The 23,340-nt window shown below is 72.2% G+C and carries 24 protein-coding genes; 13 read left to right on the top strand and 11 right to left on the bottom strand.

The window, feature by feature from the left end; genetic code table 11:
• The first annotated feature begins 532 nt into the window (after positions 1-532).
• Both PUR53_RS24530 and PUR53_RS24525 read left to right on the top strand, forming a co-directional pair.
• Complete coding sequence (locus PUR53_RS24530) at positions 533-1,183, top strand: TetR/AcrR family transcriptional regulator C-terminal domain-containing protein (RefSeq protein ID WP_329902277.1); 651 nt, start codon at positions 533-535, stop codon at positions 1,181-1,183.
• Between the two features lie 118 nt (positions 1,184-1,301).
• On the top strand, positions 1,302-2,291 hold the full coding sequence (locus PUR53_RS24525) for an NAD(P)-dependent alcohol dehydrogenase (RefSeq protein ID WP_329902276.1): 990 nt from the start codon (positions 1,302-1,304) through the stop codon (positions 2,289-2,291).
• Positions 2,292-2,418: 127 nt separating this feature from the next.
• Here PUR53_RS24525 and PUR53_RS24520 read toward each other — a convergent pair whose 3' ends face one another.
• The gene (locus PUR53_RS24520; RefSeq protein ID WP_329909656.1) at positions 2,419-3,258 is read right to left on the bottom strand and encodes a peptidoglycan recognition protein family protein; all 840 of its coding nucleotides are present in this window, start codon (positions 3,256-3,258) and stop codon (positions 2,419-2,421) included.
• Between the two features lie 43 nt (positions 3,259-3,301).
• A complete protein-coding gene (locus PUR53_RS24515) occupies positions 3,302-3,556 on the bottom strand; it encodes a hypothetical protein (protein ID WP_329909655.1) in 255 nt (84 codons plus the stop codon).
• Here PUR53_RS24515 and PUR53_RS24510 point away from each other — a divergent pair.
• The gene (locus tag PUR53_RS24510; RefSeq protein ID WP_329902273.1) at positions 3,555-5,015 is read left to right on the top strand and encodes a tetratricopeptide repeat protein; all 1,461 of its coding nucleotides are present in this window, start codon (positions 3,555-3,557) and stop codon (positions 5,013-5,015) included. The genes PUR53_RS24515 and PUR53_RS24510 overlap by 2 nt on opposite strands.
• A gap of 25 nt (positions 5,016-5,040) precedes the next feature.
• Here PUR53_RS24510 and PUR53_RS24505 read toward each other — a convergent pair whose 3' ends face one another.
• The 7 genes from PUR53_RS24505 to PUR53_RS24475 form a co-directional block, all read right to left on the bottom strand.
• Positions 5,041-5,568: an NUDIX hydrolase family protein gene (locus PUR53_RS24505; protein WP_239760663.1), complete on the bottom strand. Its 528-nt coding sequence runs from the start codon at positions 5,566-5,568 to the stop codon at positions 5,041-5,043.
• 109 nt (positions 5,569-5,677) lie between these two features.
• Positions 5,678-6,361 carry a GntR family transcriptional regulator gene (locus PUR53_RS24500; protein ID WP_329902272.1) on the bottom strand — a complete coding sequence of 228 codons (684 nt, stop codon included), beginning with the start codon at positions 6,359-6,361 and terminating at the stop codon, positions 5,678-5,680.
• 10 nt (positions 6,362-6,371) lie between these two features.
• Positions 6,372-7,373 (bottom strand): proline racemase family protein, encoded by a 1,002-nt coding sequence (locus tag PUR53_RS24495; protein WP_329909654.1) that lies wholly within the window; start codon positions 7,371-7,373, stop codon positions 6,372-6,374.
• Positions 7,374-7,399: 26 nt separating this feature from the next.
• Entirely contained in the window at positions 7,400-8,296 is an 897-nt protein-coding gene (locus PUR53_RS24490) for a dihydrodipicolinate synthase family protein (protein ID WP_329902270.1), read from the bottom strand.
• Between the two features lie 74 nt (positions 8,297-8,370).
• Positions 8,371-9,813 carry an FAD/NAD(P)-dependent oxidoreductase gene (locus tag PUR53_RS24485; protein WP_329909653.1) on the bottom strand — a complete coding sequence of 481 codons (1,443 nt, stop codon included), beginning with the start codon at positions 9,811-9,813 and terminating at the stop codon, positions 8,371-8,373.
• Positions 9,803-10,102, bottom strand: coding sequence for a (2Fe-2S)-binding protein (locus PUR53_RS24480; protein WP_329909652.1), 300 nt, complete (start codon positions 10,100-10,102; stop codon positions 9,803-9,805). Before PUR53_RS24480 ends, PUR53_RS24485 begins: the two co-directional genes overlap by 11 nt.
• On the bottom strand, positions 10,099-11,265 hold the full coding sequence (locus PUR53_RS24475) for an NAD(P)/FAD-dependent oxidoreductase (RefSeq protein ID WP_329909651.1): 1,167 nt from the start codon (positions 11,263-11,265) through the stop codon (positions 10,099-10,101). Before PUR53_RS24475 ends, PUR53_RS24480 begins: the two co-directional genes overlap by 4 nt.
• Before the next feature lie 361 nt (positions 11,266-11,626).
• On the opposite strand from PUR53_RS24475, the gene PUR53_RS24470 reads away from it, so the two are divergent.
• The 4 genes from PUR53_RS24470 (at position 11,627) to PUR53_RS24455 (ending at position 14,404) form a co-directional block, all read left to right on the top strand.
• On the top strand, positions 11,627-12,121 hold the full coding sequence (locus PUR53_RS24470) for an SRPBCC family protein (RefSeq protein WP_329902267.1): 495 nt from the start codon (positions 11,627-11,629) through the stop codon (positions 12,119-12,121).
• A gap of 8 nt (positions 12,122-12,129) precedes the next feature.
• Positions 12,130-12,969: a helix-turn-helix domain-containing protein gene (locus PUR53_RS24465; protein WP_329909716.1), complete on the top strand. Its 840-nt coding sequence runs from the start codon at positions 12,130-12,132 to the stop codon at positions 12,967-12,969.
• Between the two features lie 35 nt (positions 12,970-13,004).
• On the top strand, positions 13,005-13,265 hold the full coding sequence (locus tag PUR53_RS24460; protein WP_329909650.1) for a hypothetical protein: 261 nt from the start codon (positions 13,005-13,007) through the stop codon (positions 13,263-13,265).
• 188 nt (positions 13,266-13,453) lie between these two features.
• Positions 13,454-14,404, top strand: a complete 951-nt coding sequence (locus PUR53_RS24455) for a formylglycine-generating enzyme family protein (RefSeq protein ID WP_329909649.1) — start codon at positions 13,454-13,456, stop codon at positions 14,402-14,404.
• 13 nt (positions 14,405-14,417) lie between these two features.
• On the opposite strand, the gene PUR53_RS24450 is transcribed toward PUR53_RS24455, so the two are convergent.
• On the bottom strand, positions 14,418-15,284 hold the full coding sequence (locus PUR53_RS24450) for an SDR family oxidoreductase (RefSeq protein ID WP_329909648.1): 867 nt from the start codon (positions 15,282-15,284) through the stop codon (positions 14,418-14,420).
• Positions 15,285-15,313: 29 nt separating this feature from the next.
• Positions 15,314-15,643, bottom strand: coding sequence for a hypothetical protein (locus PUR53_RS24445; RefSeq protein ID WP_329902263.1), 330 nt, complete (start codon positions 15,641-15,643; stop codon positions 15,314-15,316).
• Between the two features lie 376 nt (positions 15,644-16,019).
• On the opposite strand from PUR53_RS24445, the gene PUR53_RS24440 reads away from it, so the two are divergent.
• The 6 genes from PUR53_RS24440 to PUR53_RS24415 all read left to right on the top strand — a co-directional run bounded on the left by PUR53_RS24440 (position 16,020) and on the right by PUR53_RS24415 (position 23,330).
• A complete protein-coding gene (locus tag PUR53_RS24440) occupies positions 16,020-17,885 on the top strand; it encodes a glycoside hydrolase family 15 protein (RefSeq protein WP_329909647.1) in 1,866 nt (621 codons plus the stop codon).
• Between the two features lie 320 nt (positions 17,886-18,205).
• Positions 18,206-19,120 carry a glutathione S-transferase C-terminal domain-containing protein gene (locus PUR53_RS24435; protein WP_329909646.1) on the top strand — a complete coding sequence of 305 codons (915 nt, stop codon included), beginning with the start codon at positions 18,206-18,208 and terminating at the stop codon, positions 19,118-19,120.
• 482 nt (positions 19,121-19,602) lie between these two features.
• A complete protein-coding gene (locus tag PUR53_RS24430; RefSeq protein ID WP_329902260.1) occupies positions 19,603-20,589 on the top strand; it encodes an amino acid ABC transporter permease in 987 nt (328 codons plus the stop codon).
• Complete coding sequence (locus PUR53_RS24425; RefSeq protein WP_329902259.1) at positions 20,586-21,392, top strand: amino acid ABC transporter ATP-binding protein; 807 nt, start codon at positions 20,586-20,588, stop codon at positions 21,390-21,392. The genes PUR53_RS24430 and PUR53_RS24425 overlap by 4 nt, the downstream gene beginning before the upstream one ends.
• Positions 21,393-21,492: 100 nt before the next feature.
• Positions 21,493-22,521: an ABC transporter substrate-binding protein gene (locus PUR53_RS24420; protein WP_329902258.1), complete on the top strand. Its 1,029-nt coding sequence runs from the start codon at positions 21,493-21,495 to the stop codon at positions 22,519-22,521.
• 56 nt (positions 22,522-22,577) lie between these two features.
• Complete coding sequence (locus PUR53_RS24415; RefSeq protein ID WP_329909645.1) at positions 22,578-23,330, top strand: GNAT family N-acetyltransferase; 753 nt, start codon at positions 22,578-22,580, stop codon at positions 23,328-23,330.
• Positions 23,331-23,340: the final 10 nt, after the last annotated feature.

The following is a 23,340-nucleotide window of genomic DNA, read 5'->3' as shown; positions in this document are numbered from 1 at the left end:
TGGCCGCGCTCCCGGATCCGTGCGGGCGGAGCCGGGGCAGCCGAAGCGGAAGAGCGAGGGCACAGTGGTCCGGGTCGGTGGGAGCTGTCGGAGTGTGCGGCTGTGCGCGAGGGCTGGAAGTGAGGTGCGGTCACGACGGGACCGGCGTCCTCGATCACTGCCCGCGCATGCCGCCCCCCCCTGCGACCGCCGCCGAACAGTCACCGACAGTGTTCATTCAGATACTAAGGGTGTTCACCGCTCGATGCGAGAGGTTCTCGGAAGGAATCGGAAATGGGTGAAGTCGTCCGATAAGCGTCGGTGGTAATCCCGCCGGAGAGTGAGCAGATTCGGCCACCGGATCCACTGGTGCGATCATCCGCTGATGTCATGTGGGGTGCGTTCCGGTGCGACTTCGGGCGGCATCGCGGCACGCTGTACCGTCGGCGACGGGCGGCCGGCCGGCCCGCTTCGGGTGGCGACCTCGCCCGTACGAGAGGGGATCGTGGAGACGAGTACGCAGGCGGGTCCCGCCGGGCAGCCGCGAACACCCTTGAGCAGAGGGCGTGTTCTGGATACCGCCGTCGCCCTGGCCGACGAGGGCGGAGTCGACGCGCTGAGCATGCGCAAGATCGCGCAGGCGCTCGGCGTCGTGCCCATGGCGCTCTACAAGCACGTGGCGAACAAGAACGAGTTGCTGGACGGCATGATCGACGTCCTCGTCGGCGAGATCGACCCCCCGGTCGTCGGCGTCGGCTGGAAGGCCGCCGTCCGCGGACGGGTCCTCTCGGCCCGGCGTATGCTCCTGCGCCACCCGTGGGCCCCCGAGGTCATCGAGTCGCGCATCAAGTCACGGACCACCCCGACGCCCGTGGTCATGGAGTACCTGGACTCGATGATCGGGATCTTCCGGGCCGGGGGCTTCTCGCTCGACCTGACGCATCACGCGATGCATGTCATGGGAAGCCGTCTGCTGGGCTTCTCCCAGGAACTGTTCGAGGACTCCTCCGGCCGTGAGCCCGACCCGGACGCCCTGTCGCCCGAGGAGATGGCCGCGCGCTACCCCCACATCACCGCACTGGCCATGGCGGTCGCCCACGACCGTGATTCGGTCGTGGGCTCCGGCTGCGACGACCAGTTCGAGTTCGAGTTCGCCCTGGACCTGACACTGGACGGCCTGGAGAGGCTCCTCGGCGCGCCCTGATCCGTCGACGATCGCCTGAACCCCTTGACGGGTGTACGGCGTACACCTAGCTTGCCTTCGAGGGGGTGTACGCCGTACACCAGGTGCACCCGGCCGTCGTGAGGCAAGGGGGAGACCGATGAAGGCGATCGTTCAGGAGCGGTTCGGGCCGCCGGACATCCTGCGGCTGGCGGACATCGACCGCCCGGAGATCGGAGCCGACGAAGTGCTGGTACGGATCCGCGCCGCCGCGCTCAACCCGTACGACTGGCACATGATGCGCGGCGACCCGTACGTGGCGCGGCTGTCGGGGGTCGTGGGGCTGACCCGGCCGAAGGCCCGGGTGGCCGGGATCGACGCGGCGGGCGAGGTCGAGGCGGTCGGCGCCGCGGTGCGGGGGCTCCGGCCCGGTGACGAGGTCATGGGCTTCTGCCCGGGCTCCTTCGCCGAATTCGCGTGCACCACCGCGGATCTGCTGGTGCGCAAGCCGGCGCACCTCACGTTCGAGCAGGCCGCGGCCGTGCCGTTGGGAGCGGTGACCGCCCTGCGCGGCATCCGGACCGTCGGGCGGGTGCGGTCCGGGCAGCGGGTGCTGGTCAATGGGGCGGGCGGGGGCGTCGGCACCTTTGCCGTACAGATCGCCGTGGCCCTGGGGGCCGAGGTGACCGGCGTGTGCAGCGCGCGCAACGTCGATCTCGTGCGCTCACTGGGCGCCGCGCACGCCGTCGACTACGCCCGCGAGGACTTCACCGGCGGGCCCACGCGGTACGACGTGATCCTGGACAACGTGGGCAACCACCCGCTGGGGCGACTGCGCCGGGCGCTCACGCCGGCGGGGGCCCTGGTGGCCAACGGCGGTGGCTCGCCCGGCCGGGTGTTCGGGGCGATGGGCTCCATGGCGCGACTGGGCGCGGCCGACCTGTTCACCCGTCAGCGGCTCCGCCCCATCCTGCCCTCGCCCCCGTCCGGACCGACCCACGACGACCTGCTCGCCGTCACCACGCTCATCGGGACCGGCGCACTCACCCCGGTCGTCGACCGGACCTACCCCCTGGCGGACACGGCCGAGGGGGTACGCCACGTGGAGCGGGGCCACGCCCGGGGAAAGGCGGTGATCACCGTGCGGTGAGCGTCTCTTCGACCGCTGTCCGGGGCCGTTGCGCCGGTGGCGTACCGACGGCGTACCGGTGGCGTGCGGGGCGCGGCCGCCGTGTCCCCGGTCGAGCCGACGCGGTCGTGCGAGCAGGCCGGCCGCGTCACCCCGTCAGGGCCGCCACGTCCGCGCGGATCGCCGGTAGTTGGGAGTGCAGTACGCCGCCGGGACAGGCGGTGGCCGCCCAGTCGCGGTGGCCGGAGATGGCGGGGCCGTTCCAGACGGCGCCGTTGACCGGGTTGACGTAGGCCACGTTCTCCTGAAGGGGGTCGATGGCGTGCCGTGTGGCGAGTTCCGCCAGCAGTTGGACGAGCGCGCCGCGCGCGGCGGACGTGGGCGCGCTGGTGGTGAACGTACCCAACAGGGCGATCCCGACGTTCCCCGTGTTGTACGTGACGATGTGAGCGGCGGTGACCAGCCGTCCCGCCGCGTCGTGTGCGGGGTCCCCGTCGCTGCCGGACCAGCGTCCCTCGTAGACCAGTCCGGCCGCGTCGATCAGATAGTGGTAGCCGATGTCGCCCCAGCCCTGGCCGACCGTCTGGTCGCGGTAGATCGTGCGGACCCGGGCCGCGGGGTCCGCCTCGCCGTTCGCGCTGCCGGTGTGGTGCACGGACAGGGTCTGCACCGGGTGGTAGTCGGCAGGCCAGGTCTCCCTGCCGTCCGGACCGAAGCGCAGGCTCTCGTCCGCACCCCAGGCCTGCCGGGACCGCAGGACGTAGGCGGCGGACGCGGACGTGGCAGACCGGGCGGAGCCGGTGGTCGCGGAGCCGGCGGCCGTGGCCGGGTGGGAGAGGGCTCCGGTCACGGCGACGGCGCCGAGGGCCCCCAGCAGGGTGCGCCTGCGTAATGCGCCGATGGAGTCAGGGGAGTCGGAGGAGCTTGAAAAGCTTGAGGAGTTGGAGGAGCCGGAGGCGTCGGACGGAGTCGAGTGTCTCGGATGCATGGCTGTCCTTCCGGAGCGGAGCAGAACAGAGCAGGGGGCCAGGTCACCGGTCCGTGGCCCCGTCGTCGAGGTCGGCGCACTGCTGGAAACGTACCGGACCCCGATCGGCGAGGGAGGCGTCGGCGCGCAGGACGTGGCTGCTGCGCGCGGTGGTGAGCGGAGGGGCGCGTCGGGGGTGATCGGTGGACTCGGCGGTGCGGCGGTCGGTTGGATGGGACTCGGGCCGGTCCGCGGCGTCATGGCCGACGCCCGGGGGCCGACCGACGACACCCGACACGCGCCGGAGATGAGCTGCCATGGTGACCGACCGGTACGGCAACGGCCTGTACGAGTGCACCGCCGAGGGAGCGGCGCACCTGGACCGGGCCGTGGAGGGGCTGTTGTTCTTCCGGCCGGAGTTCCCGACCGCCGTCGCGGACGCCGTGGCCGCGTGTCCGCGGTCGCCGCTGGCCCAGGCGTTCGCGGCGTATCTGGGGGTGCTGGGTACCGAGTCGCGGGACGCCGAGGAGGCGGGCCGTGGATTCCTGGCCTTCAGCGCAGGGCTGGACCACGCGGCGCTGCCCCGGCGGGAGCGCATGCACCTGGCGGCGGCGGAGGCCTGGCTCGGCGGCGATCTGGGGCGGGCCGGCCGGATTTTGGAGGATCTGGTCGTGGAGTGCCCTCGTGATCCGCTCGCCCTGGCGGTGGGCCATCAGCTCGACTTCTTCACCGGGGACGCCACACGGCTGCGGGACCGCATCGGCGGAGCCCTGCCGGCGTGGGACGCGGACGATCCCCACCGGGGGCCGCTGCTGGGCATGTACGCGTTCGGCCTGGAGGAGTCGGGTCACTACGACCGGGCCCAGGAGGTGGCCCGCGCCGCCGTCGAGCGGAACCCCGGTGACATCTGGGCCATCCACGCCGTCGTCCATGTGCACGAGATGCAGGGCCGGTTCGCCGAGGGGCTCGACTTCCTCGACGCGCGCCTCGACGACTGGGCGAGCGGCAGCCTGCTGACCGTGCACAGCTGGTGGCACTACGCCCTCTACGCGCTGGAGGCGGGCGACACCGCCACGGCCCTGCGGATCTACGACGCCGTACTGCACCACGAGGAGTCGTCCGGGTTCGTCATGGAACTCCTCGACGCCGCCTCACTGTTGTGGCGGTTCCTCCTGGACGGCTCGGAACAGGAGGCCCGTTGGCGGGCCCTGGCCGACGCGTGGGCCGCACGCGCGGACCCGCCGTTCTACGCCTTCAACGACGTGCACGCCGTCATGGCCTTCGCGGGAGCGGGGCGGCTGGAGACGGCGGACGAGTTCGTCGCCGACCGGCGGCGCTGGCTGCGGGCGGCCCGGGCAGGCGGGCGGCCCCACACCAACCGCGTGATGACCGCCGAGATCGGGCTGCCCGTGTGCGAGGCGCTGGTGGCGTTCGCCCGTGCGGACTACGCGACGGTGGTGGACCTGCTGTGGCCGATCCGCCGCCGGCTGCACACCTTCGGTGGCAGCCACGCCCAGCGGGACGCGGTCCAGCGGACCCTGCTGGAGGCGGCCCTCCGCGCACGCCGGGACGACCTGGCCCGTCGCCTGCTCGGCGAACGCGCCGGTCTGAGCCCCCACAGCCCCTACAACTGGCTCGGGCAGGCCCGCCTCGCCGACGCCCTCGGGGAAGCGGGCCGCGCGGCCGTGGCCCGCGCCACGGCGACCGAGCTGGCGGCCCCCGCGGCGGCGAGGCTCAGCGGGAACGCGCACGACAGGTACCTCGCCCGGAAAGCCTGAGCCCGGCCGGCTCCGTTCCGCCGCGCTAGGACAGACAGCCCACATGCGCCAGGGCCTGCTTCAGCAGGACTCCCTGGCCGCCCGGCATCTCGCTCTGCACGGAGGCCGACGCCGCCTCCTGGGGGCTGAACCACACCAGGTCGAGCGCGTCCTGGCGGGGACGGCAGTCGCCGGCCACGGGGACGATGTAGGCGAGGGACACCGCGTGCTGACGCGGGTCGTGGAACGGGGTGATGCCCTGGGTCGGGAAGTACTCCGCGACGGTGAACGGCTGGAGCGCGGACGGGACGCGGGGCAGCGCCACCGGCCCGAGGTCCTTCTCCAGGTGCCGCAGAAGCGCGTCGCGCACCCGCTCGTGGTGCATCACGCGGCCGGAGACCAGATTGCGGCTGACCGTCCCGTCCGGGCCGATGCGCAGCAGCAGCCCGATGCTGGTGACTTCGCCGCTGTCGTCGACGCGCACGGGCACCGCCTCGACGTACAGGATCGGCATCCGGGCGCGCGCCGACTCGAGCTCGTCGGACGGCAGCCAGCCGGGCGTGGTTTCGGTCATGTCAGACATTGGCCGATCATACTTTCAACGTCAGGCGGAGCGCGCGTCGCTCCGATCACACCTGTCAGAGATGCCCCCGTCGCTCCGTCCGCATGCGCGGCGTGGACGATCAGTCGTGCGCGGCCCACATTCCGCGCACATGACCGAGGTGGCGGGTCATCACCGCGCGTACGGCCTCCTCGTCGCGAGCGAGCAGCGCGTCCAGGAGTTCCAGGTGCTCCTGTGCCGAGGCCAGCAGCCGGCCCGACTCGACGAGCGCGGTCAGACCGTAGAGACGGGCGCGTTTGCGCAGGTCACCGACGACCTCCACGAGGTGCGTATTGCCCGCGAGGGCGAGCAGACCGAGATGGAAGCGGGTGTCGGCCTCGACGTACGCGATGAGGTCACCGGCGGCCGCGGCGGCGACGATCTCCCGGGCGGCGGGCCGCAGCGCCTCCAGGGAGACCGGGTCGGCGGACCGGGCCAGGCCGACCGTGGTCGGGATCTCGATGAGCGAGCGGACATGGGTGTACTCGTCGAGCTGCCGCTCGGTGACGGCGGTGACCCGGAACCCCTTGTTGGGCACGGTGTCGACCAGTCCCTCCTTGGCCAGATCCAGCATGGCCTCGCGCACCGGCGTCGCCGAGACACCGAAGCGGCCGGCGAGCGCGGGCGCGGAGTACACCTCGCCCGGCCGCAGCTCACCGGCGATCAGCGCGGCCCGCAACGCGTCGGCGACCCGCTCGCGGTAGCTGCTCTTCTTGCCGCCGAGCACGGGCAGGGCGGGGCCGGCGGCAGGGGCTGACAGGGCCATCGGGCCACTCCTAGAGGACGAACCCGGAAGGGAACGGGTCGGACGGGTCGAGCAGGTACTGGGCGGTGCCGGTGATCCAGGCGCGGCCGGTGAAGCTGGGGAGCACGGCCGGGACACCGGCCACCTCGGTCTCGCCGAGCAGTCTGCCGGTGAAGTGGGTGCCGATGAAGGACTCGTTCACGAACTTGGTGTGCAGCGGGAGTTCACCGCGCGCGTGGAGCTGGGCCATGCGCGCGCTGGTGCCCGTGCCGCAGGGGGAGCGGTCGAACCAGCCGGGGTGGATGGCCATCGCGTGCCGCGAGTGCCGGGCGGTGGCGCCGGGGGCGTAGAGGTGGACGTGGTGGACGCCGTGGATCGACGGGTCCTCCGGATGCACGGGTCCCCCCTCGGCGTTGATGGCCTCCATCAGGTCGAGGCCCGCCCGCAGAATGTCGTCCTTGCGGTCACGGTCGAAGGGCAGTCCGAACTGCTCCAGCGGCAGGATCGCGTAGAAGTTGCCGCCGTAGGCGAGGTCGTAGGTCACGGTCCGGCCGTCGGCGAGCGTGGCCTTGCGGTCGAGGCCGACGGAGAACGACGGCACGTTCCGCAGGGTGACCGCCTTCGCCGCGCCGTCCTCCACCGCCACCTCGGCCACGACGAGGCCCGCCGGGGTGTCGAGGCGGATGGTGGTGACCGGTTCGACCACCTCGACCATGCCGGTCTCCACGAGGACGGTCGCCACCCCGATCGTGCCGTGGCCGCACATGGGCAGATAGCCGGAGACCTCGATGTAGACCACGCCCCAGTCGCAGTCGGGGCGGCTCGGCGGCTGGAGGATCGCGCCGCTCATCGCCGCGTGCCCGCGCGGCTCGTTCATCAGCAACTGCTTGATGTCGTCGCGGTGTTCACGGAACCACAGCCGGCGTTCGTTCATGGTCGCGCCGGGGATCGTGCCGATCCCGCCGGTGATCACCCGGGTGGGCATGCCCTCGGTGTGCGAGTCGACGGCGTGCAGGACGAGCTTGCTGCGCATGACCGGCCCTACCTCTCTGCTGTGGGTTACGCGAGCCCCGCCGCGACGGCCTTCTCGGTGGCCGCGCGGATCACGGCCTCCTGCTCCGGCAGCAGGTCCACACGCGGCGGACGGCAGCGTCCTCCGTGCCGACCCACGATGTCCATCGACAACTTGATCGCCTGCACGAACTCCACCTTGGAGTCCCAGCGCAGCAGCGGGTGCAGTTGCGCGTAGAGGTTCTTGGCGGTGGTGAGGTCGCCGTCCACCGCCGCGTGGTAGAGCTCCACCGTCGCGGCGGGCAGCGCGTTCGGATAGCCCGCCACCCAGCCCTTGGCGCCCGCCAGCGCCAGTTCCAGCAGGACGTCGTCAGCGCCGATCAACAGGTCCAGTTCCGGGGCGAGTTCGGCGAGCTGGTAGGCCCGGCGGACATCACCGGAGAACTCCTTCACGGCCCGGATGTGTCCCTCGCCGTGCAGCTTGGCGAGCAGTTCGGGGACGAGGTCGACCTTGGTGTCGATCGGGTTGTTGTACGCGACGACCGGCACGCCCGCCTTCGCCACCTCGGCGTAGTGCGCGAGCACGGACCGCTCGTCGGCGCGGTACGCGTTCGGCGGCAGCAGCATCACCGCCGCACAGCCCGCGTCCCGCGCCTGCTCGGCCCAGCGCCGGGACTCGGCCGAACCGTAGGCCGCGACCCCCGGCATCACCCGCGCGCCACCGATCGCGGCGACGGCGGTCTCGACGACCGCGGCGCGCTCCTCGGGTGTCAGCACCTGGTACTCGCCGAGCGAGCCGTTCGGTACGACACCGTCACAGCCGTTCTCGACGAGCCAGGCGCAGTGCTCGGCGTACGCGTCGTGGTCGACGGAGAGATCATCGCGCAGGGGGAGCGCGGTGGCGACGAGGACGCCGCGCCAGGGACGGTTCTCGGTGGTGGCCATGTGTGGGACGCCCTCTCCATGAGGTGTGACATATCACTGGGGGTGTTTGGAGTGCTGTGCTGTGGCGCCGAGGCTCAGGGTGGGGCGTCGGTGTCGGAGTCCTCTCCGGTCCCGCCCGCCCGCGCCAGCACGCCGAGGGGGACCGGCTGGGCGAACGGCCGCCGCGCCACGGCCTGGTCGCATCCGGCGATCCCCGCGACCGCCGGCCCGCACATCCGGCCCTGGCACCAGCCCATCCCGGCACGGGTGAGCAGCTTCACGGTCCGGAGGTTTCCGGCGCCCAGCTCCCCGACGGCCTCACGGACGGCTCCGGCGGTGACCTCCTCGCACCGGCAGACGACCGTGTCGTCCGTGACCTGCTCGGTCCAGTGCGCCGGTGGGACGTACACGGCGTCGAGGACACCGAAGAACTGCCGTAGTTCCGCACGGGACTTGGCCGCCCCCGCCCATTCGCCCGGGTCCGGCACCCGGCCGCGCAGACGGGCGGCGACGGACCGGCCGGCGATGTGGCCCTCGGCCAGGGAGAGGGCCGCGCCGCCGACCCCGGTGGTCTCGCCCGCCGCCCAGACGCCCGGTACATCGGTGCGCTGCTCCTCGTCCACCCACACGCGCGCCCCGGTGGACTCGATCCGGCAGCCGAGCGCCTCGGCGAGATCGGTGTGCGGCAGCAGGCCCTGCCCGACGGCGAGCGTGTCGCAGGGGATACGCCGCCCGGTCCCGGCCCGGACCCGGCCCTCCGCGTCGAGCGCGGCGACGGTCACGGCCTCCAACCGATCCTCGCCGTGCGCCTCGACGACGGTGTGGCGTACGAGGGGCCGCACCCGGTGGCGCAGCAACTCCGCCCCGTACCAGGCCCCTTCGGCGAGCTTGTCCGCCCGGCGGGTCAATGCCCCGGCCCGCCGCACCAGGGCCCCGGGGTGCGCGGACTCCACCAGCGCGGCGACCTTGACGCCCGCCGCCGCGAGCCCGGTCGCCACCGGCAGCAGCAGCGGGCCGGTCCCGGCGACGACCGCCGTACGGCCCGACACCGCGAGCGTGCCCTTCAGCATGGCTTGCGCGCCCCCGGCGGTGACCACGCCCGGCAGGGTCCAGCCGGGGAAGGGCAGCACCTTCTCGTAGCCGCCGGTCGCGAGCAGGACGGCGTCCGCGCGCACCTCGACGGGCTTCTCCCGGTCGGGCCCGAGCAGCGCGTGCACGATGAAGTGCGCGGGGCCGTCCAAGTGCCGCTCCACGCACCACACATGGTGGTCGGGGAGGTGGGTGACGCGTCCGGCGGCGACCTCGTGTGCGAGGCCGTCGCGCAGCCGCCGCCAGGTGCGCCACTGATGGTGCAGGGCCTGCGGACGCCGCGCGCCGAGCCCGGCCGAGGGCTGCCGGTAGAACTGGCCGCCCGCTGCCCGCGCGGCATCGACCACGGTGACCCGTACGCCTCGTCGGGCCGCCGCCAGGGCGGCGGCGAGCCCCGCGGGGCCCGCGCCGACGATCGTCAGACGGGGCGGCCCGGGTTCAGTTCTCATGGCCCGTGCCCTCCTGGGTGCGGATCGCGTCGCCCGGTCGGACCGGAACCAGACAAGCCCGTTGATTGGGGCGGTCGTTGACGGTGACCAGGCAGTCGAAGCAGACACCGATGCCGCAGAAGATCCCGCGTGGTCGCCCCGCACCGCGGGTGGTGCGCCAGGACGTCACCCCGGCGGCCCAGAGCGTGGCCGCGACCGTCTGGCCCGGCAGCGCCTCCAGCTCACGCCCGTCGAGAGTGACGGTGAAGGCGGGCCCCGGCTCCGCCCGCGCCAGCTCCAGCGGGTTCATGCCGCGTCCCCTTCGCACTCCGCGAACCGGTCCGGGCGGAACGGCGCGAGATCCAGAGCGGGCGTCCCGCCGGCGAGCGCCTGGGCGATCAGCTGTCCGGTACCGGTGGCGAGCCCGATCCCGGCGCCCTCGTGCCCGCAGGCGTGGAACAGGCCCGGCACCCGAGGGTCCGGCCCGATCGCGGGCAGATGGTCCGGCATGTACGGCCGGAAGCCGACGTACGTCCGCATCGCGCGCACCTCCTCGAGGAACGGGAACAACCGGGTCGCGCCCGCCGCCAGCGCCCGGACGACGGGAAGCGAGAACGACCGGTCGAAGCCGACCCGTTCGCGGCTCGCGCCGATCAGCACAGGTCCTGCGGCCGTGCCCTCGACCACGGGGGAGGTCTGGAGCGCCGCCGAGTCGCTGGCCACGTCGGCCACGTAGTCGGCGGCGTACACCTTGTGTCGCACCATCGGCGGCAGCGGCTCCGTGACGAGCACGAAGCCGCGCCGGGGGAGGACCGGGAGGCCGACTCCCGCGAGCGCGGCCAGGTGACCGCCCCAGGTCCCGGCGGCGTTCACCACCGCCGGGGCGTGGACGTCGCCCCGGTCGGTCCGTACGCCACGTACGGCACCGGCCCGGGTGCGCAGCACCTCCGTCACGGTCCGGCCGGTGAACAGCCGGGCCCCGGAGGCCCGTACGAGGTGGGCGGCGGCCAGGGTGGGCATGACCTGGGCGTCCTGGGGGTAGTGGATGCCGCCCGCGAGGCCGGGCGCCAAGTGCGGTTCCAGAGCGGTGAGTTGACCGGCCGGGACGGTGATCGCCTCGACGCCGGCGGCACGTTGCCCGGCGGCGAACCGCTCCAGCGCGGCGAGACCTTCCGGCGCGGACGCCACGACGACCCCACCCTTGGGCTCGTACTCGAACGCCGTTCCCAGGCCCGGCTCGGCGGCCAGCTCCGCCCACAAGCGGACGGACAGCAGGGCGAGTTCGAGCTCGGGGCCGGGCTCCTTGTCGGAGACCAGGATGTTGCCCTCCCCGGCCCCGGTGGTGCCGCCGGCCACCGGGCCACGGTCCACCACGGCGACGTCCAGACCCGCCCGGGCCGCGTACAGGGCGCAGGCCGCGCCCAGCATTCCCGCTCCGACAACCACGACGTCGCAGGTCAGTCGCTCGGTCACGCCAGTACTATGTCACATGGCGCTGTGGGGCGGAATACTCCTTACACGCCGCGGGCTAGCTGCTGCTGCTGCTCCGGCCCGAGGATGAGGTCGTCGACCCCCTGCTGACGATGCCTGCGGACCAGTCGGACAAGCGGGGGACGAAGGAACGGGCGAGGGCCATGTGGGATGTGGCCACGTCGGCGAAACGTTGCGCCAGTTGTCCGTGCTGGTCCGCTCGCCCTCGGCACGCTCGCGGTCCCGCGCTCCGGCGACGACACCACGGACACTGCGCCGTTGACACGGCGAACACGAGGAGACCGCGAGGGTATGTACTGACAGGTGTCTGCCTCCGGCCGGCGCTGGCCGCGATGCTCGTGGCATGACAAAAACGAGTGTCCCGATCACCGTCTTCGCCCGTACAACGTCCAGCCCCGCGCACACCTACCAGGTCATCGTGCCGATCGACCTCGCCCAGGTGTTCAAGCCGTGGGGACCGTTCCCCGGCGTCGCGGAAGTGCGTGACCAGACCGGCACCTGGAACCGGCCGGGGACGTCGCGCCAGACCTGGTTCACCGACGGCTCCAAGGCCGACGAGCGGCTTACCGAGATCGCGGAGGGGCACGGGTTCGCCTATGAACTGAGTGGCTTCACCAACGTGTTGGCCAAGCTGGTCTCCGGGGTGCGCGGCGAGTGGTCGTTCCTGCCCGAGGGGACCGGCACGTCGATCCGGTGGACGTACGACTTCCGGCCGCTGCCAGGCCGCCGCTGGATCGTCGCTGGGCCGTTCAAGCCGCTCTGGGCCCGCTACATGCGCGCTGCACTCACCAGGATGGTGACCGTGGTGCAGGAAACGCCCGGTGGCATCATGGCGTAGTGAGCGATATGAGCTTCGGCGCCTTACTGCGCGGCTGGCGCGACCGCCTGGACCCGGCCGATGCCGGCTACGCCCGGTCGGCCCGCCGCCGCGCCCCTGGCCTGCGCCGCGAGGAACTCGCCGAACTCGCCGGCCTCTCCGTCGAGTACGTGCTGCGCCTGGAGCAGGGCCGGGCCACCCATCCCTCCGCGCAGGTGGTCTCGGCCATCGCCCGCGCGCTGCGGCTCACCCCGGCCGAACGCGACCAGTGCTTCCGCGCTGCCGGCCTGCTCGCCCCACGTGACCGTACCGTCGGCACGCACGTGCCGCCGAGCGTCCGCCGCCTGGTCGCCCGCCTCGGTGACCTCCCGATCGGCGTGTTCGCCGCCGACTGGAGCCTGCTGTGGTGGAACGCCATGTGGACGGCTCTGCACGGCGACCCGTCCGGCCTGGCGCCCGCCGAACGCAACCTCGCCCGCGCTCTCTTCGGCATGGGAGAGGGGCGCTGGCACCTGTACCCCGTCTCATCGGCGGCCGGAGAGTACGCGTTCGAGACGGCGATCGTCGCGGACCTGCGCGAAGCGGTCGCCCGCTATCCGGCCGACCCGGAGCTGGCCGCGCTCGTGGACGGGTTGCGCAAGGCCTCGCCGCTCTTCGGTGAGCTGTGGGCCGTGGCGGGCATGGAGCAGCTGACGGGTGACCTGAAGACGATCAGCCATCCCGAGCTTGGCGACGTCACCCTGGACTGCGACGTGCTGACCTTGCCGGGAGCCGACCTGCGCATCGTCACTTACACAGCGGCCCCGGGAACCCGCGGCGCCGACCAACTCGATCTCATGCGTGCGTCCCGGTTCAGCGAAGCCCGCTGACGCTCACGAGCTCGGCCGACAACCACTCCCGCGACGTGATGGACAGCCTGCCGTTCCTGCGCGAGCGCGACGTCACCGTGCTGGGCAACGGCGGCGTGCAGGACATGCAGCCGTCCGGCTGGGACCCGGACCTGGCCTGGCCGGTGCATACGGTGGGCCTGGTCGCCCTCGGTCTCCGGCTTATCGACAACATGGAGCTCACCCAGCTCACCCAGCTCACCGAGCTCGCCACCGGCTCGCTCCGGTCGCGGGCGAGGTGGTCGTCGACAAGAACCGCTACGACGCCTTCGAACTGATAGTGCGCAGGTCAGAGGCCTTGTCAACTCTCATTCTCAGCGCCGATCCTCAGCTGCTGCTACGGGCTACTACTCTTCAGGATCAGCAGGGGACGGCATCACGTCCCACCGCGCCGCACGACTCCACGCCGCACGACTCCACGCCCCACCGGTCGAGAACCCTCCCCTTCGTCCCCGAGGACAGTGCGATGTCCCATGACAAGCCCTGCTGCGCCCCCGGCCGGGAGCCGGTGGCCGTGCCGCTCGCCGTACCGCCGGCCGGAACCCGGCGGTCGGCGGGAGCGAGCCGCGAACGGTTGCTGGCGTTGCCCGGCGGGACCTTCCTGATGGGGTCCGAGGACGAGGTCGGTTACCCGGCGGACGGAGAGGGCCCGGTCCGGGAGGTCCAGGTGAGCCCGTTCCGTATCGCCGCCACGACCGTCACCAACGAGCGGTTCGCGGCCTTCGTGGAGGCGACCGGGCATGTGACCGAGTCCGAGCGTTTCGACTTCTCGTTCGTCTTCGAGGGCTTCCTCACCGATGAACTGCGCGCCGTCTCCCCGAGCGTCCCCGGCACCCCGTGGTGGCGCGGCGTCCGGGGTGCCGACTGGCGGCGGCCCGCGGGGCCCGGCTCCTCGGCCGAGGCGATCCCCGACCACCCGGTAGTTCACGTCTCGTGGAACGACGCGCAGGCCTACTGCGCCTGGTCGGGCACCCGGCTGCCCACCGAGGCCGAGTGGGAGTACGCGGCCCGCGGCGGTCTGGAGCAGCGGCGCTACCCGTGGGGTGACGACCTCGCCCCCGAGGGTCGGCACACCTGCAACATCTGGCGCGGCACCTTTCCGACCGACAACACCGCGGCCGACGGCCATCGTTCGACGGCTCCCGTCGACGCGTTCGCGCCCAACGGATTCGGCCTCTACAACACCATCGGCAATGTGTGGGAGTGGTGTGCCGACCGGTTCAGCGCCGACTTCCACCGCACCGGGCCGCGCACGGACCCGACGGGGCCGCCCGACGGCCCGGCCCGGGTGATGCGCGGCGGCTCCCACCTGTGCCACGCCTCCTACTGCAACCGCTACCGGGTCGCCGCCCGCTCCTCCAACACCCCCGACAGCGCGACCGGGAACATCGGCTTCCGGGTCGCGGCGGCGGTCTGAACCACCGGTGAATTCAGGCGCTCGGCGTCGACCGCTGGACCGCCCGCACCCGTCGGTCGAACTCACGGTTGAGCAGCGGGGTGAGCACGCTGCCGAAGCGGGCCAGCGCGCGGGTGCCCGTGTCCGGGCAGATGGTGAAACGCTGTCGGTCGATGCCCCTCACGATCGCCGCGGCGACCTTCTCTGCCGTGAGTGGTCGGATCGTGCCGCCGACGACCCGGGTCTCCTCCGGCTTCCACCGGTTCTCCTCGGCGAGCTGCGGGGTGTCCACATCCGGCGGGAACACGACGCCGACATGCACCCCACGCGGGGTCAGCTCGGCCCGCACCGACTCCATCAGGCCGCGTACGGCGAACTTGGCCGGCCCGTAGGCGCTGTAGCCGAAGATGCCGAGCAGTCCGGCGGCGGACGACACGGCGACCACACTGCCGCGTCCGCGCTCCACCATGCCGGGGGCGACGGCGCGTACGGCGTGGAGCGTGCCGAAGTAGTCGACTTCGATCATCTGCCGGAAGATTTCGTCGGACAGTTCGAGGAAGTGGCCGGGGCGGGCGAGCCCGGCCGACGTGATCAGGATGTCGCAGGGCTGCGCCTGTTCGGCCTCCAGCTCGGCGATGGCGCGGGTGAGAGCGGTCCGGTCGGCGACGTCGGCGGCCCGCGCGGCGACCGAGGCCCGGGTGCGGGCCGGGTCCGGTGTGCCGGCGGTCGATATCTCCTCCGCCGCCGCCTCCAGGCGCTCGGCGCCCCGTGCGATGAGCGAGACCCTCGCGCCGCGCGCCGCCAGCAGCCGGGCCGTGGCGAGACCGATGCCGCTCGACCCGCCGGTGACGATGACATGAGCCGAACTGATGTCCAGGGGGCGGGTGTTCCGCAGTCTCATGGCGGGGAGCGTAGCGGCTGAGAAGGCGATCAGAGCCCGAGCCCCTGCACCATCTCGTCGACGACCACCCGGCATCGAGGCAACGGCTGCCGGTCCGTCCGCGCCGGTACCGTCTCCTCACCGGAAGCCTGGTCGTTTCGTGCCGGCCCCGTCCCTTCGCCGGAAGCCAGGTCGACTTGGTCCGCCGGGTTCGTCGGCGCGGCCACCGGGATCTCGCGCAACCACTGCCGGACGACCCGCACCGGGAGGTCGTGGCGGTGCGCGGCCTCCCGTGCCGTGATCCTGCCGGAGAGGATGTCCGCGAGGGTGCGGATCCGCTCGGTCGAGGAGATCTCTGAGGCGTTCGTGGAGGCGTTCAAGGGCCGCGTCCTTTCCGTGGGCGTTCACCGGTGTCGTGGTCGAGCCGTTGTGACTCCGTACGTGGTGCGCGGTACTCGGAACAGGGACGTCACCAGCTTCGTGCCGTGCGAGGGAGCGGTCCTTGCCGTGGCGTTGCCCGCGACCGTCCGCAAGGTGAAGAACCTTCGGTCGTGCCCCGCCCTCCACCCCTAAGCCCCCTCACCCGCAGAACCCGCGTACCCGCAGGGCCTGTGTAACCCGCACGACCGCCATCACCCGCCCGGCCGAGTACCAGGGTGGCCCCCCGCCATTCCTCCCGCGCACGGGTCCGCCCGGCGGGAACTCGAACGCCCCACCCCGCATGCCGTCCACCCCCGGTCCCCCGACACTGACCCCATGCCAGGACAGCCCAGCCGCATCGAGGACTACGCCCTCATCGGCGACCTGCTCACCGCCGCCCTCGTGGGCAAGGACGGCAGCATCGACTGGCTCTGCCTCCCCCGCTTCGACTCGCCCGCCTGCTTCGCCGCCCTGCTCGGCGACGAGGACAACGGCCGCTGGCGCATCGCTCCCGCCGACGAGCACGGCCCGTACGCCCGCCGCCGCTACCGGGACGACACGGCGATCCTGGAGACGGAGTGGGAGACGACCGCCGGACAGGTCCTGGTCACCGACTTCATGCCGTGCCGCAAGACCGGCGCCCCCAGCGTCGTACGCATCGTCGAGGGCCTCTCCGGCACCGTCGACATGCGGATGGACCTGCGGCTCCGCTTCGACTACGGCCGCGTCCTGCCCTGGATGCGCCGGCGCGGCGGCGCGCTGACGGGCACCGCCGGGCCCGAGTCGGTGTGGCTGCGCACCCCCGTGCGGCCGGTCGCCCACGGCACGGCCCACACCGCCGTGTTCCCGGTCCGGGCGGGCGAGCAGATCCCCTTCGTACTCACCTGGCACCCCTCCCATCTGTCCGCACCGCACCAGGTGGACGCCTTCGAGGCACTGCGCAGCACCGAGTCGTACTGGCGCCGCTGGCTGCGCAGACTCACCTACGACGGGCCCTACCGTGACGCCGTCGCCCGTTCCCTGATCACGCTCAAGGCGCTGACGTACCAGCCGACCGGCGGCATCGTCGCCGCTCCGACCACCTCCCTGCCGGAGGAGATCGGTGGCGTCCGGAACTGGGACTACCGCTTCTGCTGGCTGCGGGACGCGGGCATGACGCTGGAGGCCCTGCTGCGCAGCGGTTTCAAGGCCGAGGCGGACGCCTGGCGGGGCTGGCTGGAGCGGGCGGTGGCGGGACGGCCCGAGGACGTCCAGATCATGTACGGCATCGCGGGGGAGCGGCGGCTGACCGAGTGGGAGGCCGACTGGCTGCCGGGCTACGAGGCGTCGCGCCCGGTGCGGATCGGCAACGCGGCCGCCGGGCAGCGGCAACTCGACGTGCCCGGGGAGGTGATGGACGCCATCCATCTGGCGATCGGCTGCGGACTGCGGCCCCGCAAGCATCTGGTCTCGCTCCAGGCCGTGTTCCTGGAACACCTGGAGCGGGCCTGGTCCGAGCCCGACCAGGGGTTGTGGGAGATGCGCGGCGCCCCCCGTCACTACACGCACTCCAAGGTGATGTGCTGGGTCGCCTTCGACCGGGCGGTCCGGCTGGCGGAGGCGCACTCCCGTCCCGGCCCGGTGGAGCGATGGCGCGCGGTCCGTGACCGTATCCACCGCGAGGTCTGCGAGCGGGCCTACGACCCGGAACGCAACACCTTCACCCAGTCGTACGGCTCCCGCGAGCTGGACGCCGCGCTGCTGCAGATCCCGCAGACCGGTTTCCTGCCGCCGGACGACCCGCGGATCATCGGCACCATCGAGGCCGTGCAGCGCGAACTCCTCACCGACGGGCTGGTGGCCCGCTACTCGGCGGGCACCGCCGACTCCCCGGACGGACTCACCGGCGGCGAGGGGGCCTTCCTCGCCTGCTCCTTCTGGCTCGCGGACGCCCTGCTGGCGATCGGCCGGGAGGACGAGGCGCGCGCCCTGTACGAACGGCTGCTGGCGCTGCGCAACGACGTCGGACTGCTCGCCGAGGAGTACGACCCCCGCGCCCGCCGCCAACTGGGCAACTTCCCGCAGGCGTTCACCCATGTCCCGCTGATCCGGGTCGCCTACGAGCTCGATCTGCACGCCCCGCACGCCCGCCGCGAGGACCCGAGGAAAGCACAGGATGTCCACCCCTCGGACGACGCGACCAATTCCCGGACACCCTCTTGACGCGGGGCGTGGGCGGCTCGACACTCCTGGTGGGGTATTTCCTAGTGAACAGGTAGGGAATGATGGGGCGCATGGAGCCGGTGGTCACTGGTGTGCCGCGCACGCGCCGGCAGTCCCTTCTGCTGACCTCCCGCCTGCACATCGATCTGCTGCGCGTCTGCAGCGCCGGAAGCCCTTCGAGCTGACCGAGCCGACCGGGCCGATCCGAGCCGCCGGCGTGGCACGCCGCACGCTCGCGCGCCCGTGTACTCGCGTCACCACCGTTCCCTCGCGTCGTCGCGCCGCCGCGCCACCACACCTCAGAGCCCCCGGGGAGACACATGTCCGCCATGCCCGTCCACGCCCTGAACGCCGTCCCGTCGCCGCGGCCCCTGCCCTCGTTCCGGGGCCGGATCGGCTGCGACGCGCGCAGCGGCCACTACGCCGTGCCGCGCCGCTACCGGCTCCATCTGTCGCTCTCCTGTCCGGGCGCCCTGCGCATCGCCGTCGTCCACAGCCTCCTCGGGCTGACGGACGCCTGTCCCGTGACCCTCCTGCCCGCCGTCCCCGACGGCCCGAACGGCGAACACTCCGCGCTGCGCCCGCTGTACGAGGCGAGCGCCCACCGCTACCCCGGCGCGGCCGTGGCACCGGTGCTCAGCGACGACTGGTCCGGACGCATCGTCAGCACCCACGCTCCCGACATCATGCGCGACCTCGCCCGCCGCTTCGGCGCCGACCGACCCGAGCTGTACCCGGAGGGTGCGGAGGCCGAGATCGAGGGCGTCGCGCGCCTCTGCGAACAGGGCATGGACGGCGCGGCCCAGCGCGCCGGACGGGCCGACGCCGACGACCTGGAACGCCGCGACGCACTCGGCTCCCTGTTGCGCACCCTCCACTCCCTGGACGCCCGGCTCGCCGGACAGAAGTACGTTCTCGGGAACCAACTCTCTGTCGCGGACGTCGAGTTGTGGGTGTCCCTGGTTCGGCTCGACACCGTGCACCGCTGGCACCTGGACGCCTCCGCCGTGCACCGCGTCGCCGACCACCCGCATCTGTGGGCGTACGCCCGCCGCCTGACCGCCCATCCCGCCTTCGGCCCCCATCTCGACCTCGACGGCATCGCCCGCCGGCACCACGCGCACTGCCGGGGCCTGGAGGCGGCCGGCGCCGCCGTACAGATCCTGGACTGGGCCTCCCACGTCCCGGACCAGGGCGTATCGGCAGACGGACAGGCGTCCCATGTGCTGGACTGACGTTGACAGCGCCCCGCCGGGCCTGAGTTACTTACGGCCACCCGATGAGCACGAGGCCCCCAGGGCCGGAAGACGATGGTGACGGACATGGACGCGACCCCGAGGCCCGCCGCATGGCGCCGCCACGGTTGCGTGCCGCTCTGCGCCGACCGCGCCGTCGATCTGCTCCGGGTCAATAGCGCACTGTGTAGCGCACGTTAGCGCGCGGCCGGGTCCCGCCCGGCGCCGCGCTCCCGTCGAGGCTGACGGTTCCCCGAACCCCTGAGGCACCGCACCAGCGGTCCGCCCTCTCTCCGCCAGCCCCGGTGCCGTGCGCATCCGTGTGCCTTCGGTGCCCGCGGACGACGATGTCGCCCGCCGGCCCCCGTCCGACGCGTGTCGCCCTCGCCGTACTTTCCACGGCGAGCGTCGCCCGCTCGCCGTACGGCCGAAGTCAAGTCGCCTGCGTCGCCTGGGGTTTCGACACTCCTCCGGAGCCCTTGATGAGTGAACCCCCAGGCGCCGCCGTGTCCCTGACCGAGGCACCGCCGCCCGCCGACGACACCCCGTCGACGCGGCTCGCCGCCCAGCGGGTGCTGCCGCTGCGCCGACCCGGCCGCTGGATCGCCACCGCGGTCGTGCTGGTCCTCGCGGCCCAGTTCGTCCACGGACTGATCTCCAACCCCTTCTACCAGTGGGACCGCTTCGCCTACTGGTTCCTGCGGCCGACCATCCTCGACGGACTCCTCATCACCCTCGAAGTCACCGCCTACAGCGCGGTGTTGGGCCTCCTCGGCGGCATCCTCCTGGCCCTGGCCCGACTCTCCGACAGCCCGGTCCTGCGCTCGGTGAGCTGGGTCTACATCTGGGCCCTGCGCTCGATCCCGCTGATCGTGGTCCTGCTGTTCCTCTACAACTTCAGCGCCCTCTACCAGACGCTCAGCCTGGGCGTCCCCTTCGGTCCGGCGTTCTTCACCTTCGACGAGTCGCGCCTCGCCACCGACATGGCTGTCGCCGTGATCGGCCTCAGCCTCAACGAGGCCGCCTACGCCGCCGAGGTCGTCCGCGGCGGCATCCTCTCCGTCGACCAGGGCCAGCACGAGGCGGCGTCCGCGCTCGGGCTGCCCAAGCGCTACCAGTTCCGCAGGATCGTCTTCCCGCAGGCGCTGCGCTCGATCACCCCGAACTACGTCAACCAGCTGATCGGCCTGATCAAGAGCACCTCACTGGTCTTCTACGTCTCCCTGCTCGACCTCTTCGGCACCGCCCAGGCCATGGGCTCCACCTACCCCGGCGACATCGTGCCGCTGCTGATGGTCTCCACCGTCTGGTACCTGATCCTCACCAGCGTCGTCTCCGTCGTCCAGTTCTACGTCGAGCGGTACTACGCCCGGGGCGCCACCCGCACCCTGCCGCCGACGCCGCTCCAGAAACTGCGGGCCGGGATCACCGACCTCCGGGCCCGCGTCCGCAAGGAGGCCGCCGTATGACCGCCGGGACGCTCGACACGACGCCGGGAACGCCCGCCCACGAGGCCGCCACCGTCGAGGTGCACGACGTGCACAAGTGGTACGGCGCCCACCGCGTGCTGAACGGTGTCGACCTGACCGTACGGCCCGGCGAGGTCACCGTGATCCTCGGCCCGTCCGGCTCCGGCAAGTCCACGCTGCTCAGGGTCATCAACCATCTGGAGAAGCCCGAGATCGGCCATGTCAGCGTCAACGGCGAACTGATCGGCGTACGCAGGCACGGCGACCGGCTGAAGGAACTGAGCGAGCGGGCGATCCTCGACCAGCGCTCCCGGATCGGCTTCGTCTTCCAGAACTTCAACCTCTTCCCGCACCTGACCGTGCTGGAGAACGTGGCGGCGGCGCCGGTGGCCACCGGGAAGCTCGGCAGGACCCAGGCCGACGCACTCGCCCGCGAACTCCTGGACCGGGTCGGCCTGGCCGACAAGGCGGCCGCCTACCCACGGCAGTTGTCGGGCGGACAGCAGCAGCGTGTCGCCATCGCCCGCGCCCTCGCCCTGCGCCCCGGCGTCATCCTCTTCGACGAGCCGACGTCCGCCCTCGACCCCGAACTCGTCGGCGAGGTCCTGGAGGTCATCAAGGATCTGGCGAGGAGCGGCACCACGCTGGTGATCGTCACCCACGAGATCGGCTTCGCCCGGGAGATCGCCGACCGGGTCGTCTTCATCGACGGCGGCCGGATCGTCGAACAGGGCCCGCCCGCAGAGGTCCTGGACAGGCCCAGGAACGAACGGACCAAGGACTTCCTCAGCAGGGTCCTGTGACCCCGTGTCAGCAAGGTCCTGACCCCGTGTGACCCCGAGCCCCCCGCACTTCCCCCACACCGCCCGCACCACCCTCTCGAAACGACAAGGACACCCAGCGATGCCCACGCACACCCGGTTCTCCCGGCGCAGCCTGCTGCGCGGTATCACCGCGGCGACCGCCGCAGCCACCCTCGCCACCGGGCTCACCGCCTGCGGGGGCGACACCGAGGCCGCCACCAGGACCGACGCCGCCGGCACGGTCACCGTGGGACAACTGGCCAACGGTGCCGCCGAGGAGACCGAGATCAAGGTCACCGAGGTGAAGTCGATCAGCGCCAAGCTGCCCGCCGCGATCAGGAAGAGCGGCAAGCTGGTGATCGGCTCGGGCACGCTGCCGTCCGGCAGTCCGCCGCTCGGCTTCATCGGCAGCGACCAGAAGACCGTCACCGGCTCCGAGCCCGACCTCGCCAGACTCGTGGCCGCCGTGCTCGGCCTCGAACCCGAGATACGCCAGTCGACCTGGGAGAACCTGTTCATCGGGATCGACAGCGGCAAGGTCGACGTCGGTTTCTCCAACATCACCGACACCGAGGAGCGCAAGCAGAAGTACGAGTTCGCCTCCTACCGCAAGGACGACCTGGCCTTCGAGACCAAGAAGGACAGCGCCTGGAACTTCGACGGGAACTACGAGAACCTCGCCGGGAGGACGGTCACCGTCGGCAACGGCACCAACCAGGAGAAGATCCTCCTGGAGTGGAAGGCGAAGCTGGCGAAGGAGGGCAAGAAGCCCCTCACCGTCAAGTACTTCCAGGAGAGCAACAGCATCTACCTGGCGCTGAGCAGCGGCAAGATCGACGCCTACTTCGGCCCCAGCCCCAACCTCGCCTACCACGCGGCCAAGACCGCCGGCACGCCCCAGGCGACCCGTATCGCGGGCCAGTTCTCCGGCGCCGGTGAGACCCTCCAGGGCCTGATCGCCGCGACCGCGAAGAAGGGCAGCGGTCTCGCCGAGCCGCTCGCCGAGGCCATCAACCACCTGATCGAGAACGGCCAGTACGCCGAGTGGCTGAAGGCCTGGAACCTCTCCAACGAGTCCGTGGAGAAGTCCGAGGTCAACCCGCCCGGCCTGCCGCTCACCAACTCCTGACCACCCGTCACCCCGCCGGCACGCATGCCGTCGACTGAGGAGAGGACTCCGCCCCCGTGGCCCACCAGACCGACCTCCACGGGAGCGGAGCCCCGCTCGTACCGGACCCAGCGGTCCTCGACAACGCCGTCTGGACCTCCCTCGACGGCCCGCACGCCGCCTTCGCCGAACGGGTCGGCCGCGCCGCCCGCTACCCCGCCGACGTCTACGACTTCGCCGCCCTCGCCGACCCCGAGGACCCCGCCGCCTGGGCCGACCTGCACACGCTCGTCGGCGCGGGGACCGTCGTCCGCGTCAAGCCGGTCGACCGGGTCCCCGACGGCTGGGAGGTGCTCGGCGGCGGACAGGGTGTCCAACTGGTGGACACCGGCCTCCGGGCCGAGCCCGCCCCCGAGGCGGTGCGGCTCGGGCTCGACGACGTCCCCGAGATCCTGGACCTCGTCGCCCGCACCGAACCGGGCCCCTTTCTGAAGCGGACCGTCGAACTGGGCACCTATCTCGGCATCCGGGACGGCGGACGGCTGATCGCCATGGCCGGGGAAAGGCTCCACCCGCCCGGCTGGACCGAGATCAGCGCGGTCTGCACCGACCCCGACCACCGCGGCCGGGGCCTCGCCACCCGGCTGGTCCGCGCCGTCGCCGCGGGCATCCGCGCACGCGGCGACACCCCTTTCCTGCACGCGTCCGCGGACAACCTCCCGGCGATCCGGCTCTACGAGTCCCTCGGCTTCACCCTGCGTCGCGGCTCCCCCATCCGCACGGTCCGGAGTCCGGGAACACCTCCCGCGAGGACCGTACGAACTTCCTAGGAAGGCACCC

This window comes from Streptomyces sp. SP18BB07 (assembly GCF_036322545.1).
GTDB classification, from domain to species: domain Bacteria; phylum Actinomycetota; class Actinomycetes; order Streptomycetales; family Streptomycetaceae; genus Streptomyces; species Streptomyces deccanensis.
The sequence above is the reverse complement of the archived record's forward strand: the minus strand, read 5'-3'. Positions and strand labels throughout refer to the sequence as shown.